The sequence below is a fragment of the Cryobacterium lactosi genome (assembly GCF_004403945.1).
Lineage (GTDB): Bacteria > Actinomycetota > Actinomycetes > Actinomycetales > Microbacteriaceae > Cryobacterium > Cryobacterium lactosi.
This window is the reverse complement of the sequence record NZ_SOHM01000030.1, coordinates 129,160-143,637: the sequence shown is the minus strand read 5'-3', so window position 1 is coordinate 143,637 and position 14,478 is coordinate 129,160. Positions and strand designations below refer to the sequence as shown.

13 protein-coding genes and 1 pseudogene are annotated in these 14,478 nt (G+C 69.9%); 3 read left to right on the top strand and 11 right to left on the bottom strand.

Annotated features, from left to right (window positions below; all coding sequences use genetic code 11):
• Nucleotides 1-7: 7 nt before the first annotated feature.
• From E3T61_RS13135 to E3T61_RS13115, 5 genes are read right to left on the bottom strand one after another with little or no spacing between them, the layout of a single operon-like run.
• A complete protein-coding gene (locus tag E3T61_RS13135; RefSeq protein ID WP_241992556.1) occupies nt 8-1,300 on the bottom strand; it encodes an AI-2E family transporter in 1,293 nt (430 codons plus the stop codon).
• A 9-nt stretch (nt 1,301-1,309) separates the two neighbouring features.
• A complete protein-coding gene (locus E3T61_RS13130) occupies nt 1,310-2,413 on the bottom strand; it encodes an ABC transporter ATP-binding protein (RefSeq protein WP_134641301.1) in 1,104 nt (367 codons plus the stop codon).
• Entirely contained in the window at nt 2,410-3,300 is an 891-nt protein-coding gene (locus E3T61_RS13125) for an ABC transporter permease (RefSeq protein ID WP_134641300.1), read from the bottom strand. Before E3T61_RS13125 ends, E3T61_RS13130 begins: the two co-directional genes overlap by 4 nt.
• A complete protein-coding gene (locus E3T61_RS13120; protein ID WP_134641398.1) occupies nt 3,297-4,157 on the bottom strand; it encodes an ABC transporter permease in 861 nt (286 codons plus the stop codon). Before E3T61_RS13120 ends, E3T61_RS13125 begins: the two co-directional genes overlap by 4 nt.
• Nucleotides 4,147-5,283 carry an ABC transporter substrate-binding protein gene (locus tag E3T61_RS13115; protein WP_134641299.1) on the bottom strand — a complete coding sequence of 379 codons (1,137 nt, stop codon included), beginning with the start codon at nt 5,281-5,283 and terminating at the stop codon, nt 4,147-4,149. The genes E3T61_RS13120 and E3T61_RS13115 overlap by 11 nt, the downstream gene beginning before the upstream one ends.
• 137 nt (nt 5,284-5,420) lie before the next feature.
• On the opposite strand from E3T61_RS13115, the gene E3T61_RS13110 reads away from it, so the two are divergent.
• Entirely contained in the window at nt 5,421-6,626 is a 1,206-nt protein-coding gene (locus E3T61_RS13110; protein WP_134641298.1) for a winged helix-turn-helix domain-containing protein, read from the top strand.
• A 4-nt stretch (nt 6,627-6,630) separates the two neighbouring features.
• Here E3T61_RS13110 and E3T61_RS13105 read toward each other — a convergent pair whose 3' ends face one another.
• Nucleotides 6,631-7,515 (bottom strand): M48 family metalloprotease, encoded by an 885-nt coding sequence (locus tag E3T61_RS13105; protein ID WP_134641297.1) that lies wholly within the window; start codon nt 7,513-7,515, stop codon nt 6,631-6,633.
• 45 nt (nt 7,516-7,560) lie between these two features.
• Nucleotides 7,561-8,127: a LemA family protein gene (locus E3T61_RS13100; RefSeq protein WP_130176138.1), complete on the bottom strand. Its 567-nt coding sequence runs from the start codon at nt 8,125-8,127 to the stop codon at nt 7,561-7,563.
• Between the two features lie 174 nt (nt 8,128-8,301).
• Between E3T61_RS13100 and E3T61_RS13095 the strand changes: the two are divergent.
• Both E3T61_RS13095 and E3T61_RS13090 read left to right on the top strand, forming a co-directional pair.
• A pseudogene (locus E3T61_RS13095) lies at nt 8,302-8,809 on the top strand (ABC transporter ATP-binding protein); the annotation flags it as partial.
• 223 nt (nt 8,810-9,032) lie between these two features.
• A complete protein-coding gene (locus tag E3T61_RS13090; RefSeq protein ID WP_134641295.1) occupies nt 9,033-9,767 on the top strand; it encodes an ABC transporter permease in 735 nt (244 codons plus the stop codon).
• Nucleotides 9,768-9,839: 72 nt separating this feature from the next.
• On the opposite strand, the gene E3T61_RS13085 is transcribed toward E3T61_RS13090, so the two are convergent.
• The 4 genes from E3T61_RS13085 to E3T61_RS13070 are packed head-to-tail and all read right to left on the bottom strand — an operon-like array spanning nt 9,840 to nt 14,459.
• Nucleotides 9,840-11,294, bottom strand: a complete 1,455-nt coding sequence (locus E3T61_RS13085) for a glycoside hydrolase family 1 protein (RefSeq protein WP_134641294.1) — start codon at nt 11,292-11,294, stop codon at nt 9,840-9,842.
• Nucleotides 11,291-12,601 (bottom strand): D-arabinono-1,4-lactone oxidase, encoded by a 1,311-nt coding sequence (locus tag E3T61_RS13080; RefSeq protein WP_134641293.1) that lies wholly within the window; start codon nt 12,599-12,601, stop codon nt 11,291-11,293. Before E3T61_RS13080 ends, E3T61_RS13085 begins: the two co-directional genes overlap by 4 nt.
• The gene (locus E3T61_RS13075; protein WP_134641292.1) at nt 12,598-13,842 is read right to left on the bottom strand and encodes an alanine racemase; all 1,245 of its coding nucleotides are present in this window, start codon (nt 13,840-13,842) and stop codon (nt 12,598-12,600) included. Before E3T61_RS13075 ends, E3T61_RS13080 begins: the two co-directional genes overlap by 4 nt.
• Nucleotides 13,839-14,459, bottom strand: a complete 621-nt coding sequence (locus E3T61_RS13070; protein WP_134641291.1) for a TetR/AcrR family transcriptional regulator — start codon at nt 14,457-14,459, stop codon at nt 13,839-13,841. Before E3T61_RS13070 ends, E3T61_RS13075 begins: the two co-directional genes overlap by 4 nt.
• Between the last annotated feature and the right edge of the window lie 19 nt (nt 14,460-14,478).

Genomic DNA, 14,478 nt, shown 5'->3' with positions numbered 1-14,478 from the left:
GTCTCTCTTATTCTGCCGTGCTCTGGGGTACTGCCTGCTGGATACTCCGCGGCTGCCGGAAGCCCGGCCGCTGCGGAATCGTCTGCCACAGGATGGAGCCGCCGGCAGCGGCTGCCGGCGGCACTCCCCCGCGCCAGGCACCGCTGTGGATGTAGCTGATCATAACGTTCAGTACGGCCGCGACGGGAACCGCGAACAGGGCGCCGGGGATACCGGCCAGAAGCGCGCCGGCCGCGACGACGAGCACCACGCCGAGCGGATGCACTTTGACGGCGGTGCCCATGATCAGCGGCTGCAGCACGTGACCCTCGATCTGCTGCACTAGGAGCACAACGCCGAGCATCAGCAGGGCCACGAACCAGTCGTTGAAAATCAGGGCGATGAGCACGGCCACCGCACCGGTGGCCACGGCTCCCACGATCGGGATGAACGAACCCAGGAAGACCAGCACACCGATCGGTATTGCCATCGGCACACCGAGGATCGCGGCTCCGGCGCCGATACCGATGGCGTCGATCGTGGCGACCAGGATCTGCACCCTGGCGAAGTTGCCCAGGGTCCGCCACCCGGCGATACCGGCGCCGGCGATGGCCGGCCGAGCCCGGCGGGGGAAGATCTTGACGATCCAGTTCCAGATACCGGCACCGTCGATGAGGATGAACAGCAGGCTGAACAGGGTCAGCAGCGCACCGGTGGCCAGGTGCCCCAGCGACGAGCCCAACGACAGGGCACCGGTGATGAAGATCTGGCTGTCGTTCTGGAGGGCGTCGACCGCCTGGCTGAGGTACCCGTTGATCTCGGCGTTGCTCAACTGCAGCGGCGACGCGGCCAAGACATCCTTGAGGTTCGCGTAGGAGGCGGCGAACCGGGTGCTCAGCCCCACCGACCCGGCCGCGATCTGCGTGACGGCCAGCGTGACGAGGCCGGCGATCACCGCGAGGGTGCCCACCAGTGCCAGCGCCACGGCGAGGCCCTTGGGCCAACGGTGCCGGGTGAGGAAACCGACCAGGGGCACCAGCAGGGCGGACACCAGCACCGCCACCAGCAGTGGAATCACGATGAAGCGCAATTGCACCACCAGGAACAGCACGACCGCGATGGCCGCGGCGATCACCAGCAGCCGCCACGACCAGGCGCCGGCCAGGCGGATGCCAGCGGGGATGTTCTCGTCCACCCCGTTCGGCACGGCCCGGACGGGCGACACGACCGCCGTGATCGGCTGGGCCGAGGGTACCTCGGGTGCCGTGCGGACTTTACGCCGGCGGCTGAACCAGCCGGATCTTCCCGTGGATGTGCTCACCGAACCAGTCTAAGACGCCGCTTGAACCGGTACCGGTGCGCCGCTGAAGCGCACCATCACGGAGTCGCCCACCTGCAGGCGGTCTCGCACATCGTGCTGCACCACGACGGTGCCGCCCTGCGCGAGCCGCACGCTCGTGCGGCGCAGCGACCCGAGGAAACTGGAGATCAGCACAGTGCCGGCCAGGCTCCTCCCGCTCTGGTCCGCCGGGCCCGCTTCGCCCGGCCCGGCCGGGGCCAGCGTCAGGTCCTCCTGGCGCACGAAGACCTGAACCGCACCATCCGGATGTGACGGATCGAGCAGCGGCAGCACCACACCGTGCACCTCGGCGAAACCGTGCCGCACCACGCCGGGCAGCCGATTGCTCAGTCCCACGAAGTCCGCGATGAACGGGGTGGCCGGCCGGGTGTACAGCTCCTCCGGCGTGCCCACCTGTTCGATCCGGCCGTCCCGCATCACCGCGACCCGGTCGGCCACGGCGAGGGCCTCGTCCTGGTCGTGGGTGACGAACAGGGTCGTGATGCCCAGGTCGGTCTGGATCCGCCGGATCTGGTCGCGCAGCTGCACGCGCACCTTCGCGTCCAGCGCCGAGAGCGGTTCGTCCAGGAGCAGCACCCTGGGCTGGGTGACCAGTGCCCTGGCCAGGGCCACCCGCTGCTGCTGGCCGCCGGAGAGCTGGTGGGCGAACCTGTCGTAGTGTGCGTCCAGGCCCACCAGGGCCAGCGCGGCCGCCGCCCGCTCGCGCCGTTCGGGGGCCGGCACCCGGCGCATCCGCAACCCGAATTCGACGTTCTCGCCGGCGCTCAGGTGTGGGAACAGCGAATAGGACTGGAACACCATGCCCATGTCCCTGCGGCTGGTCGGCAGGGCGGAGACGTCGTCACCGTCGATCCGGATGCCACCGTCGTCGCAGCTCTCCAGTCCCGCCAGCACGCGCAACGCCGTGGTCTTGCCGCTGCCGCTGGGGCCGAGCAGGGCCACGAGTTCGCCGGCCCGCAGGGTGAGGTCGAACTCGGTCAGCGCCAGGTGGGTGCCGTAGCGCTTCGCGACCCCGGAGAATTCGACGACGGCGCCGGTCCTGGTTGCTGCACGCTGCGTTGTCGTCTGGCTCATGGTCGGTCTCCGGTTGGGGTCAGGGTCGGGGTGGCGGTCTGGGGCGGTGAAGCGGTGACCGCGCGCCGCGTGCGGCTGCGGCGCGGGGCGCCGAGCCGGCCGATGGCCATCAGCAGGGCGAAGGCCACGAGCAGGGCGATCAGCGAGAGGATCACCGCCGTGTACGGGTCGTTCTTGCTCACCACGACCAGCGCGGTCTGCAGGTTCACCCGGTTGAGCAGCGAGGCGATGGTGAATTCGCCCAGCACCACGGCCACGGCGATGAACGCGCCGGCGAGGATGCCCCGGCGGAGGTTCGGCACCAGTACCCGCAGCAGCACGCTGCCCCAGCCGGCGCCGAGGGTGCGGGCCGCCTCGCTCAGGGTGCGCACGTCGACGCCGTCGAGGTTGGCCTGGATGGCCCGGTAGGCGAACGGCAGCACGGTGATGCCGTAGGCGAACGCCAGGGTCCAGACGCCACTGCCCACCAGTCGGGCCACGACGGAGAACACCGGCGCCAGGCCCACCACGAGAACGATGGCGGGAATCGAGATCGGCAGGATGCAGATGATCTCCAGGGCCCGGCGCAGCCGCCGGAACCGGATGTGCACGAGCAGCATGGTCGGCACCAGCAGCAGCAGGATGATGGCGACGGTGCCGAGCGCCAGGCCCACCGAGTTGCCCAGCGCCACCAGCACGGGCTTGTATTCGCCGGTGAGGCCGCCCTGGAACAGCTCGGTCCAGCGGTGCAGGTCGTAGCCGCCGACGAGTCCTCGTCGCAGGGTGAACTCGACCATGGCCACGAACGGCACGACGAAGACCAGCCCGACGACGCCGAGGATCAGGCCGCGAACGAACCGGCTGGGAGCGTGGGCTACGCCGCCCGTGGTGCGGAACCCGCCGCTCATCGCTGCCACCTCGCCGCGCGGGACTGCAGCACCGAGTAGCCGATCATCACGACGGTCATCACCAGGATCATGCCCAGGGCGAGCGCCCCGGCCAGGTTTTCCCGACCGAGCATGGTTTCGCTGGTCAGTGCCGAACGGATCTGCAACGGCACGATCTGCGACCCCTGGCTGGTGAGGGCGGCCGCTGTCGCGTAGGAGGAGAACGCGTTGGCGAACAACAGCAGCAGGCTGCCCAGGAAAGACGGCGCCAGCACCGGCAACGCGATCCGCAGCCAGTAGCTGCGCGCGCTGCCGCCGAGGGTGGCGTTGGCCTCGGCCCAGGTGGTCTTCAGCGACACCAGCGCGGGCATGAACGTGATCACCATGAGGGGCACCTGAAAGTAGATGTAGGGCAGCACCAGGCCGGGCAGCTCGTAGAGCCAGACGCCGTCCGCGTAGATGTCGAAGCCGAAGGTGTCGCGCAGGAGCACGGTGACCATGCCCTGGATGCCGATGGTCGCGACGAACGCGAACGCGAGCATGACGCCGCCGAACTGGGCGAGCACGCTGCTGAGCGAGTCGATGGTCGACCGCAGCGGCCCCGCTGGCGGGGCACCGAGCAGCGCGTAGCAGACCAAGGCGCCCACGATCGCGCCGATGATCGCGGTCAAGGCCGACAACCAAATCGAACTGCCGAACGCGGCCAGGACCACGGGGTCGGTGAGGGCGGCGACGGTGTCGAGGGTGAACGCTCCATCGGTGCCGACGAACCCGGTGCCGACCGCGATCAGGGTCGGCAGCGCCAGGAAGAGCAGCACATAGACCGCGAACGGCAGCAGCCCGAAGGCTGCTGCCGGTACACGGAACCTACTGGACAGCCGCTGCCCACTTCTCGCCGAGCAGCGTGGCTGCGGCTTCGCTCTGGGCTGCGGTGGGCACCACTGTGGTGTCCGGCACGGCGGGCAGGGCGTCGAACAGGTCGGCGTCGATGGTGCCAGCCTCGGCCATGGCGTCGGCCCGGGCCGGGCGGGCGCCTCCGGCGAGCCACAGGTTCTGGGCGTCGTCGGAGTAGAGGAATTCCTGCCAGAGGCGCGCGGCGGCCGGGTGCGGCGCATCCACGTTGATCGCCTGGTTGTAGTAGCCGGCGTATCCGGTGCCGGGGAAGACCACGACCTCCCAGTTGCGCTCACCCTCCAGCTGCGTGCCGTAGCCCACGTTGAGGTAGTCCCAGTCGAAGACCACGGGGGTCTCACCGGAGGCGATGGTGGCGGGGGTCGGGTCGATCTTCACGAAGTTGCCGGCGGCGTTGAGGTCGCCGAAGAAGTCGATGCCGGCCTGGAAGTCATCCACGGAGCCGTCGTTCTGCACGGCGGCCATGCCGACCGCGGCGAAGGCGGCGCCGGCCTGGGTCGGGTCGCCGTTGATGGCGACCTTGCCCTTGTAGTCCGCGCCGAGCAGGTCGGCCAGGGACTCCGGTGCCGGCACGGCGTCGGGGTCGTAGCCGACGGCCATGTATCCGCCGTAGTCGCCCACGTACAGGCCGCTCTCTTCCTTCAGGGCGTCGGGGATGTCGGACCAGGTTGCCACCTGGTACGGGGCGAACTGGTCGGTGTTGGCCAGCGCGACGGCCAGGCCGAGGTCGAAGACGTCGGGAGCGGTGTCCTGGCCGGCCAGGTTCTGGGCCGCCTGGATCTCCTCGGCACTGGAGCCGTCGGGCGCGGCCTCGGTGATGGTGATCTCGGGGTACTTCTCGGCGAAGAGGTCGAGCACCGCGCCGTAGTTGGCCCAGTCGCGCGGCAGGGCGATGACGTTCAGTGCGCCTTCGTCGATGGCGGCGGCCTCGAGGGCGGCCAGGTCGCCGAAGGCGGAGATGCTGGTCGCGGTGGAGGCGTCGACGTCGCCGCTGGTGCCGGCCGCGTCGGCGGCGCCGGAGCAACCGGTGAGGGTGAGGGCGACGATTGCGGTCGCCGCGATGGTGGCCGCCAGGGTTCGGGTGGTAGGCAAGGGTTCCTCCGTCGTGAACAGTTCGGTGCCGGGTAACCGGTCGCTGCGAGGCTAGGAGCGGGGAATGTCCTGGTGCCGCCTTGCTCCTGAACGGCGTGTGAACGTCGTGTGTCACCGGGCATCGGTAGGGTCGAGTCGTGGTCCAGACGATCTCCCCCGCCCTTGCCCGCCGCATCGCCCTCGCCGCGCAGGGCTTCGGCCGGCCTGCCGCGCCGGCTCCCGGCATCCGCCAGCTCGGCGCCCTGGTGGATCGGCTCGGGTTGCTGCAGATCGATTCGGTGAACGTCTTCGAGCGCAGCCACTACATGCCGGCGTTCAGCAGGCTCGGCCCGTACGACAAGGCCCAGCTCGACAGGTTGAGCGGCGGCGCCAAGCCGCGGCTCACCGAGTACTGGGTGCACGAGGCGTCGCTGATCCCGGTCGACGACTGGCCGTTGTTCCGCTGGCGGATGCAGGCCTACCGGGACAAGGCGGCCGCCGACGACGCGCACTGGTCGCAGGACAACGCCCCGATGCTGGCCTGGCTGCTGGGCGAGCTGGCCGCGAACGGCCCCATGCGCGCCAGCGCCATCGAGCACGACGCCAACACCAAGCGCGGCCCGTGGTGGGGCTGGTCCGACGTCAAGATCGGCCTGGAGACGCTGTTCCGCTGGGGCGACGTCGTCAGTGGCGGACGGGAGCGGTTCGAGCGGGTCTATGCGCTGCCCGAGCAGGTCTTCAGCACGGAGCTGCTGGACCGGCAGGTCTCCGCCGCCGACGCGCACCGCACTCTCATCAGCCAGGCGGCGAGGGCGCACGGCATCGGTACGGTGAAGGACCTGGCCGACTACTTCCGGTTGCGCACCGAACCCGCCAGGGCCGCCATCACCGACCTCGTGGATGCCGGCGAGCTCATCCCCGTCGAAGTGCCCGGCTGGGGCCGCGGCGGGGCCGCTGGCGCCGCCTGGTTGCACCGGGACGCCCGGCTGCCGCGCCGGATGGATGCCGCCGCCGTGCTCAGCCCGTTCGACCCGGTGGTCTGGGAACGGGCGCGGGCGCTACGGTTGTTCGACTTCCACTACCGGATCGAGATCTACACCCCGCAGGAGAAACGGCAATTCGGCTACTACGTGCTGCCGGTGCTTCTTGGCGACACCATCGTGGGCCGGGTCGACCTGAAGAACGACCGGCAGGCCGGGGTGTTGCGGGTGCAGGCCAGCTGGGCCGAGCCCACAGCGCCCGCCGACACCGCGGCGCGGCTGGCCGGGGTGTTGCGGAGCACCGCGGCGTGGCAGGGCCTGTCCGACATCGAGGTGGTGCCGCGCGGCACCCTCGCGGCCGGGCTGGCTGCGGAGCTGGACTAGTTCCCTAGAACTTGCTGCCCATCGCGTGCAGGCGCTCGATGCGCTCGTTCAGCGGCGGGTGGGTGGCGAAGAGCTTGTCCATCACGCCGGGCTTGAGCGGGTCGGCGATCCAGAGGTGCGCCATCGAGGTGTTCTGCTTGCGCATCGGGCGGCCGTACTCGCCGAGCTTGGCCAGGGCGCTGGCCAGGGCATCCGGCTGCCGGGTGGTGAGCGCGCCCGTCGCATCCGCCAGGTACTCGCGCTGACGCGACACGGCCAGCTGCACGACGGAGGCGATCAGCGGGGCCACGACCATGGCGACCAGGCCGAAGACCAGCACGATCGGGTTGCCGTTGTTGTTGTTGCCGCGGCCGAAGAACGCCATCCGCAGGAAGATGTCGGAGATGAAGCCGACGGCCACAACCAGTCCGAAGACGATCATCGACACCCGGATGTCGTAGTTGCGCACGTGGCCGATCTCATGGGCCATGACGCCCTCGAGCTCGGCGTCGTCCATGATGTCGAGCAGGCCGGTGGTGGCGGCCACGATGGCGTGCTTGGGGTCCCGCCCGGTGGCGAAGGCGTTGGGCGCCGGGTCGTTGATGATGTACACCTCGGGCATCGGCGTGCCCGTGGTGATCGACAGGTTCTCCACGATGCGCCAGAGCCGCGGGTGATCGGTGACGCTGTTCACCCGGATGCCGCCGCTCATGGCGATCGACTGCCGGCCGGCCGCGAAGTACTGGATCAGCGCGTAACCGCCGGCGATGACCAGGGTCAGGATGAGAACGCCCGGGCCCTGCACACCGTAGGCGGCGCCGGCAAGCCAGCCGAGCCCGGAAATGATCACCAGGAACAGCACGATGATGATGACGGTGTTGCGCTTGTTTCGCGCGATCGCGCTATACATGGATCCTCTTCGAGCTCAGGGTGAGAACTGCGTGGTCAGGACTGGTTAGAACTGCACACGGGGCGGCTCGGCGATGGCCGCTGCGTCGCTGACCTCGAAGAACTCGCGCTGGGTGAAGCCGAGGTTCTTCGCGAACAGGTGGTTCGGGAAGACCTGGATCTTGGTGTTCAGCTCCCGCACACCGCCGTTGTAGAACCGGCGCGAGGCCTGGATCTTGTCTTCGGTGTCGACCAGCTCACCCTGCAACTGCAGGTAGTTCTGGCTGGCCTGCAGCTGCGGGTAGGCCTCGGCGACGGCGAAGATGCTCTTCAGGGCGGTCTGCATGTGGTTCTCGGCCGCCGCGGCGTCCACCGGGCCCTGTGCGGAGAGTGTCTCGGCGCGCGCCTTGGTGACGTTCTCGAAAACTGACTTCTCGTGTGCCGCGTAGCCCTTCACCGTTTCGATCAGGTTCGGGATGAGGTCGGCACGACGCTTCAGCTGCACCGTGATGTCGCTCCACGCTTCATCCACTCGCACCTTGAGGGTGATGAGCGAGTTGTAGGTCGCCCACAGGTAGATACCCGCGATCGCAACGAGTACGACAACGATGAGGACCGGGATGAGCCATTCCATGGCAACGTCTCCTTGCGATTGAACCTGTGGGAATTCCCCGTGGCGAGTGCACCGGTGGGGATTGAGCCCATCATAACGAAGCACGCTGGGGCTCCCATGTGCTTCCCATGACACTCCAAGGAATCGCGCCCCGCGGCACGTGACTTTGGACCCTGACCGGCGAATAATGCAGACATGGAGTACTCGCCAGGGACCGAACCGGAGCCGGCCGTCACGGTGTCCGGCCTGCACGTGCGCCGCGGCAGCCGGCCGGTGCTGGCCGGGCTGTCGCTCACAATCCCGGCCGGCCTGGTCGTGGGCCTGATCGGCCCCAGCGGGTCGGGTAAGACCACGCTCATGCGCGCCATCGTCGGCGTGCAGGTCCTGCGGTCGGGTACGGTCACGGTGTTCGGCCGGCCAGCCGGCAGCGCGGCTCTCCGGCACCGGGTGGGCTATGTCACCCAGGACGCCAGCGTCTACGACGACCTGACCGTGCGGCAGAACCTGGATTACTTCCGGGTGGTCCTGGGCGCCGGCCGCAAGGATGTGGACCGGGTGATCGAGGCGACGGACCTGGGCGCCAGCTCCGCCCAGCTGACCGGGTCGCTGTCCGGCGGGCAGCGCAGCCGGGTGTCGCTGGCGGTGGCCCTGCTCGGCTCCCCCGAACTGCTCGTGCTCGACGAACCCACCGTGGGCCTTGACCCGGTCCTCCGGCGCGACCTGTGGGCCCTGTTCCACCGCCTGGCCGCCGACGGAACCAGTCTGCTGGTCTCCAGCCACGTGATGGACGAGGCGGCCAGGTGCGACCGCCTGCTGCTCATGCGCGGAGGCGCCGTGCTCGCCGACGATACCCCGGCCGGTTTGCTCGCCGCCACGGGCACGACGGACATCGAGGCCGCCTTCCTCAGCCTCATCGAGGAGGGCTCATGACGATCACCCGCACCCTCGCCACCGCCGGCCGGGTGCTCACCCAGATCCGGCACGACCCGCGCACCGTCGCGCTACTGCTGCTCGTGCCGAGTCTGCTGATCGGCCTGGTGGCCTGGATCTTCTCGGACACCGAGGTGTTCCAATCGGTGGGGCCGGCGATGATCGCGCTCTTCCCGTTCATCGTGATGTTCCTGGTCACCAGCATCACCACCCTCCGGGAGCGGCGCACCGGCACCCTGGAGCGTTTGTTGTCGATGCCGCTGGGCCGCGGCGACCTGATCCTCGGCTACACACTCGCGTTCGGGCTTCTCGCGGTGCTGCAGTCCAGCATCGCGGCGCTCTTCGCCGTCACGGTCTGCGGGCTGGACATCGCCGGATCGCTCGGGCTGCTGGTGGCCGTCGCCGTGGCGGACGCCATCCTGGGCACGGCCCTGGGGCTGCTCGCGAGTGCCTTCGCCCGCACCGAGTTCCAGGTGGTGCAGTTCATGCCGCTGCTGGTCTTCCCGCAGATCCTGCTCGGCGGTATCTTCCTGCCGCGCGACCAGCTGCCGGAGGTGTTGCAGGCGATCGGTGATGCGCTGCCGCTCTCGCACGCCATCGACGCGCTCACCGCTGTGGCCGCCGAAAGCCACGACGACGCCTACGTGTTGGGCGAACTCCTCGTCATCCTGGCCTGGATCGCCGGTGCGGTGATCCTGGCTTCCCTCACCCTGCGCCGCAGAACCCCCTAGCCCCCTCCCGCGAACTGTGAGCTAAGCACCTTTCGGGGCGCGTTTTGAGTGCTTAAGTCACAGTTCGCGGGGCTAGCGGGAGCTTAAGACCCGCTGGAGCCAGCGGTAGGAGAGCTTGGGGGTGCGCGGGCGGGACGGGTCGGTGAAGTCCACGTAGACCAGGCCGAAGCGCTGCGTGTAGCCGGCCGCCCACTCGAACCCGTCCAGCAGCGACCAGACCAGGTAGCCGCGCAGGTCCACGCCCTCGGCCGGCCCGCCGGGGGCGACGGCGTCCACGGCCGCGACCAGGTGCTCGGCCAGGTAGTCGATCCGGGCCAGGTCGGTGACCGCGCCGTGCGCATCCGTTCGGTCGGGGTAGCTTGCACCGCCGGCGGTCAGGTAGACCGGCGGCAGGGCCTCCTGGTAGCGCTCATGTAGTTCGGCGAGTAGCACCGGCAGGTACTCCGGGGCGTTCGGCCAGCCGAACCCGGTGACCGGATGCTCGCGGAACGCTTCGACATGGAAGGGCAGCCTGCTGGCCATCGGGCGCTCCTCGGCGGGCCGCTCCCCCGGCACGCTGACCTGTCGTGCCCCGCCGGCGGCCACCCGGGTGGGCTGGAAGTAGTCGATGCCGTAGAAGTCCAGCGGTTGATGGATCGTGCGCAGGTCGTCGGGCTCGATCTCGTGCAGATAGCGCAACTCGTTCTCGAACACCCCGGTGGGGTCCGGGTAACGGCCGAGCAGCACCGGGTCGGCGAAGAGCCGGTTGTGCAGCAGGTCGTAGAGCGCGGCTGCGTCGCGGTCGGCCTCCCGGTCGGTGGCGCTCTGCACGGGCGAGTGCACATTGGCCAGGCCGATCCGACCGCTGACGTCGGCGGCGCGCAGGCCCTGCACGGCCAGGCCGTGCGCGAGCAGCTGGTGGTGGCCGGCCGGCAAGGCGTCGAGCAGCAGGGTCTCGCCCGGGGCATGCGCGCCGATCGCGTAGCCGTTGAACATCACCGTGGCCGGGTCGGCGATGGTGACCCAGCGTTCGATCCGGTCGCCGAAGACCTCGCCCATCTGGTGGGCGTAGTCGCCGAAGCGCATCGCCGTGTCCCGGTTCAGCCAGCCGCCGCGCAGCGCCAGCGGGGTGTCCCAGTGGTAGAGCGTGGCCATCGGGCTGATGCCACTGCCGAGCAGTTGGTCGAGCAAGCGGTCGTAGAACGCCAGGCCGGACCGGTTCAGCGACCCGCGGCCGTCGGGCTGCAGCCGCGGCCAGGCGAAGGAGAACCTGTAGATATCTGCGCCCAGTTCGGTCAGCAGCGTGACGTCCTCGGTCAGGTTGGCGACGTGGTCGGCTCCGATCGACGCGTTCTGGCCGTCCAGGATGCGCCCGGGCGCCCGGGTGAAGGCGTCCCAGCTGGATTCGCCGCGGCCGCCGTCGCGGGCGCCGCCTTCGATCTGGAAGGCGGAGGTGGCCGTTCCGATCTGGAAACCGGTGGGCAGCCGGTCGCCCAGCTCACTCGCCCGGTGCTGCCAGGCGCGGGACGCCGGGGTGTTGCTGCTCATGGTCCAAGGACTCTTTCCAGGTAACGGTTGGTGAATCGACGCTCCGGGTCCAGCCGGTCGCGCACGGCGAGGAAGTCGTCGAAGTGCGGGTAGACCGTGCGGAGCGTGTCCGCGGTCTGGTTGTGCATCTTCCCCCAGTGTGGGCGACCGTCGTGCGCGCGCATAATCGCCTCGACATCGGAGAAGTAGCGGCTGGGGTCTTCCCGGTAGTACTTGTGCACGGCGATGTAGCCGGTATCCCGGCCGAAGCCGGTGGACATCCACAGGTCGTCTGCCGCGGCGGTGCGCACCTCGAGGGGGAAGGAGATGCGCCAGCCGCGCTTCTGGATGAGCGCGCGCACCTCGCGGATCGCCGCCGGCACCGCCTCGCGTGGCAGCGCGTACTCCATCTCGTGGAACCGAACGGTGCGGTTCGTGACGAAGACCCGGTGCGAGTGGTCGGTGAAGTCGCGGCGGCCGGTGAGTCTATCGGCCAGCCGGTTGACCCTGGGCACGACCGGCGGCACGATCAGGCCGGCCGCGCAGGTGGCGCGGTACAGCCCGTTGGCCAGCAGCTCGTCGTCGACCCAGCGGTTGAGCCGGCCCCGCGGGGCCCGGCCGGTGCCGGGCGGTAACCGGGTGTTGGTCTTGGTGAGGGCGGTCTCGGTGTGCGGAAACCAGTAGAACTCGAAGTGGTCGGCCGTGGCACTGCGTTCGAGGTACCCGTCCAGCACGGCCTCGACCGGCTCCGGTGTGTCGACGGCATGCAGCAGGTAGGCGGGCACGCACTGGATGGTGAGGTCGACGAGGATGCCCAGGGCGCCCAGGCCCAGCCGCACGGCGGGGAGCAGCTCGGGGTTCTCGGAGTCGCTGACGTGCAGGAGCGAGCCATCGCCGGTGACCAGGGTGACGGCCACGATCTGGGCGGCCAGGCCGGCGAAGCCGGTGCCGGTGCCGTGCGTGCCCGTCGAGGTGGCGCCGGCGATGGTCTGCCGGTCGATGTCGCCCATGTTCTGCAGCGCCAGTCCGTATGGGGCCAGGAGCGCGGGCAGCTCGTGGAGATGTGTGCCCGCGGCGACGGTGACCCGGCCGGCCGCCTCGTCGACGTCGATCAGCCCGCCGAAGGCCAGGTCGAGTTGAACCCCGGAGGCCAGCGCGATGCCGGAGAAGCTGTGCCCGGCGCCGACGGCCTTGATCCGGATGCCCGATTTCGCCGCGGCGAGCACGGCACGTTGCACCGCTCCCGCACTGGTTGGCCGCTCCACCCTGGCCGGCACGACGGATTCGCTGCGTGCCCAGTTCTGCCAGCGCGCACCGCTGGCCGTCACAGGAAGGCCTTCCCTTCGCCCCGGTAGGTCGGCAGCATGTCGACCACGATACCGTTGTCGACCAGCGCGAATTCGTTGAGGTGTTCGCTGAGTTCACCGGATTTGGTGTGCCGCAACCACACCCGGTCGCCCGCCTGTAACCGAGCGGCAGCGGCCCCGGTGACCGGTGACTGCACTTCCCCGGCCATCTCGCGGGGCACCAGGGCCAGACCCTCAGGCCAGACCAGCCGGGGCGAGCGGTCCGCGCCCGGCGGGCCGGAGGCGATCCAGCCGCCGCCGAGCAGGGTCGCCGTCGAGGCAGTCGGTTTGCGCACCACCGACAGCGCGAACGCGGCGGCAGGGGCCGGCTGGAAGCCGGAGTAGTTGTCGAAGAGGTGGCCGCCGAAGAAGCCGCTCCCGGCGGCGATGTCGGTCACCGAGGTGTCGGCGTGGGTGCTCTCCAACGACCCGGTTCCGCCGCCGTTGACGAATTCCAGGTCGGCCACCTGCCGCACCGCGGCGACGGCGGCGGCCCTGCGGGTGCCGATGTCCTCGATCGACCGGTTGCGCACCCATCGGTTCAGACCGCCCTGCAGCGGACGGCCGGCCGGCCGGTCGCCCAGCCCGGCGATCTGTGCCTCGTAGGCCATCAGCCCGACCAGGTCGAAGCCGGGCCGGGAGACGATCGCCACGGCCAGCGCCCTGGCGTCCTCGGGCGTGTGCACGGGCGAGCGCCAGACGCCGAGGTGGCCGAGTACCGGGGCGTTCCAGGACGCATCCAGTTCGAGGCAGACCCGGATGCGTCCACGCTGGGACGGCGCGATCACGGCGTCGATCAGGTCGAGGTGGGCGATCGAATCCACCATCAGGGTGACCCGGCCGGCCAGCTCGGGCGAGCGGGCCAACCGCCGGATCGCCGAGGTGTCGGCGCTGGGATAGCCGACCACGATGTCGTCGACGGTCTCGGCGAGCCAGAGGGCCTCGGCCAGGGTGTACGCCAGCACACCGCTGTAGCCGGGCAGCGCGAGCACGGCCTCGAGCACGCCCCGCACCCGCAGCGATTTGCTGGCCACCCGGATCGGGGTGCCCTGGGCGCGGCGGAGCATGTCCTGGGTGTTGTGCCGCAACGCGCCGAGGTGCAGCGCGCCCACGGGGGTGTCCAGACCTCCGGTGGCCTCGGTCAGGCCGGGCCAGTACGACTCGGGGGTGAGCCAGGGGGCGCCCTGGTCGGTGCTCCGGCCGAGGTCTGACGCCAGGCTCATGCTGGTCGTCCCAGCCGCGCGACGGAGTCGGCGGCCACGTCGAGCAGGCTCGCGGTGGCGGCGTCGTTCCGGTCGACCAGCCACGCGATGGTGAGGCCGTCGGTGAGGGCCACGACCAGGCGGGCGATCTCGCCGACCGGGAGCAGCCAGACCGAACCGCTGCGCTGGGCCGCGGACTCAAGTGCCGCGGCGGCCAGGGCGTGGTAGCGCTCATACTGCGCCTGCGCGAGATCGCGCATCATCGGGGCTCTGAGCGCGTACTGGGTGAGTTCGAGCATGGCCTTCTCTCTCAGTGGGTCCTGGCGCAGGTGATCGGCGTAACCCTGCAGCCCGTCGCGCAGCACCTGACGCAACGGCTCGGGCTCGCCCGGCCCCGCGGAGGCCTCGATGGCAGGCTGGAGCAGCACGGCGGTGGCTTCCTGTTCGACGACGTAACGGATGAGTTCGGCCATCAGCTCGTCGCGGCTCTCGAAGGCGTAGTGGAAGCTTGCCAACGACATGCCGGCATCGGCGACGATCGCACGGGTCGTGGCCTGGGCCACGCCCTTGTCGGCCACGACCCGCAATGCGGCGCGCACCAGAGCGCTGCGCCGGTCAGCGGCGGGGATTCGAGTCACTCGGTCACCTCGTTCCTGC

Bases quoted from the DNA above. Each gene is read 5' to 3' on its own strand.
- E3T61_RS13130 (WP_134641301.1), bottom strand. From the start codon at position 2,413: ATGAGCCAGACGACAACGCAGCGTGCAGCAACCAGGACCGGCGCCGTC.
- E3T61_RS13125 (WP_134641300.1), bottom strand. From the start codon at position 3,300: ATGAGCGGCGGGTTCCGCACCACGGGCGGCGTAGCCCACGCTCCCAGC.
- E3T61_RS13105 (WP_134641297.1), bottom strand. From the start codon at position 7,515: ATGTATAGCGCGATCGCGCGAAACAAGCGCAACACCGTCATCATCATC.
- E3T61_RS13100 (WP_130176138.1), bottom strand. From the start codon at position 8,127: ATGGAATGGCTCATCCCGGTCCTCATCGTTGTCGTACTCGTTGCGATC.
- E3T61_RS13090 (WP_134641295.1), top strand. From the start codon at position 9,033: ATGACGATCACCCGCACCCTCGCCACCGCCGGCCGGGTGCTCACCCAG.
- E3T61_RS13085 (WP_134641294.1), bottom strand. From the start codon at position 11,294: ATGAGCAGCAACACCCCGGCGTCCCGCGCCTGGCAGCACCGGGCGAGT.
- E3T61_RS13075 (WP_134641292.1), bottom strand. From the start codon at position 13,842: ATGAGCCTGGCGTCAGACCTCGGCCGGAGCACCGACCAGGGCGCCCCC.